Origin of the sequence: Gluconobacter morbifer G707, assembly GCF_000234355.1 — a bacterium.
Taxonomy (GTDB): domain Bacteria; phylum Pseudomonadota; class Alphaproteobacteria; order Acetobacterales; family Acetobacteraceae; genus Gluconobacter; species Gluconobacter morbifer.
The window spans coordinates 1-1,498 of the sequence record NZ_AGQV01000018.1 but is presented as its reverse complement, the minus strand read 5'-3'; the positions used below and the strand labels follow the sequence as shown (position 1 = coordinate 1,498).

Genomic DNA, 1,498 nt, shown 5'->3' with positions numbered 1-1,498 from the left:
AGGTCGAGGCTGCCCCGTCGATCGAGGCCATAAGCCCGCTGTCCGGCCGGGGTGTTCGCCCAGCTCGCGGCCGCCTCCTGATTCCGGGCTTTCTGGTATCCTTCCGCGTGCCCGGTTTCCCATCCGGACTTCTGACCGAAGAAATATCCCCCGCCAAACGCCACCAGAACGATCAGGGAGGCCATCAGTCCCGTCCAGAGTAGAGATGAACGTATTTCGGCCTGACTGGCCTGTAGCGCCTCCTGTGAGGCTCCTGTGGCCTGTTTAAGCGCGGTCTGCATTTCGGCTGACAGGGCCTGTTCCTGCCGATTCCGGGTGGCCTGATCGGTTCGGACGGCCCGGAGCAGACGGTTCGTCTCCGCCATTTCCCGGCCGAGCTGGTCGAACGCGGCCAGTCCGTCATCCAGCTCGCGTTCGTCGGTCATGACTTGTCAGGTTCCGGCTTCTGCCACCCCTCGAACGCCTTGTGGTCGTGGTCGCGGGTGATGCGTTTCATCAGTTCGTCAATGACCCGGCCGAAGCGTTCATCCTTCCCGGCCGCGTCGATCAGCAGCCCCCCGAGAATAACCTTGCGGCGGGTGTCCAGCTTGCGTTCCTCGGCGTTCTGTCTGGCGAGTAAAGCCTGATACCGGGCCTTGGCCTGCTCGACCTGCTGTTTTGCCTTCTCGATGGGTGTCATTTTCCCTCCCGCACCAAGTGGGTGCAATGGTCTGTTGTGATTTCCATTCCTGCGTGACCCTGTTGAGGATACCCGATTTTTCGGAAGTTTTCTTGATTCCTCGTGGAGTGCAAACAACCCTTGCGACGAAGGAGTGAAGGGCGCACTTTAGCATTGTTCCAATGCGTGCGTCAGGGACGTTCCTTCCCTGAACCCTTCCTGAACGGAGCGAGGCGTGGCGATCTACCACCTATCCGTCAAATCCATATCGCGTTCGGCTGGTCGCAGCGTCGTGGCTGCTTCTGCCTATCGCGCCGGTCAGGAGCTGACGGACGAACGGCAGGGACTGACGCATGACTACACCCGCAAGCAGGGGGTGGAGGATGCGTTCATCGTAGCCCCGGATGGCGCGGACTGGGCGCAGGACCGGAACGCTCTGTGGAATGCAGCCGAGGCGGCCGAGAAGAGGAAGGACGCCAAGACCGGCCGGGAATACGAGCTGGCATTACCGGCCGAGCTGGACGCGGGCGCACGGAAGGAACTGGCCCGAGATTTCGCCCGTGAACTGGTGGCGCGGTACGGGGTGGTGGCCGATGTTGCGATCCATGAACCCGGCCGGGAAGGGGATAACCGGAACCATCACGCGCACATCCTGACCACGACCCGGACGGCCGGAGCGGATGGGCTGGGGGCCAAGACGCGGGTTCTGGACGTGGCCAGCACCGCCTCGGCCGAGATCGAGCATATGCGGGGTGTATGGGCGCGTCAGGTGAACATGGCGCTGGAACGGCACCAGGTCGAACAGCGAGTGGATCATCGGAGCTTCGAGCGCCAGGGGAG

At 62.8% G+C, this 1,498-nt stretch carries 3 protein-coding genes; 1 reads left to right on the top strand and 2 read right to left on the bottom strand.

Annotated features, from left to right (window positions below):
• A partial coding sequence (locus GMO_RS13435) for a 6TM ABC transporter family protein (protein ID WP_040509869.1) occupies positions 1-425 on the bottom strand: 425 nt, incomplete at its 3' end.
• Entirely contained in the window at positions 422-679 is a 258-nt protein-coding gene (locus GMO_RS13430) for a mobilization protein (protein ID WP_008852986.1), read from the bottom strand. The genes GMO_RS13430 and GMO_RS13435, both read right to left, overlap by 4 nt.
• 214 nt (positions 680-893) lie before the next feature.
• On the opposite strand from GMO_RS13430, the gene mobQ reads away from it, so the two are divergent.
• Positions 894-1,498 (top strand): MobQ family relaxase (gene mobQ, locus GMO_RS13425; protein WP_040509866.1); only part of this gene is annotated, 605 nt, incomplete at its 3' end.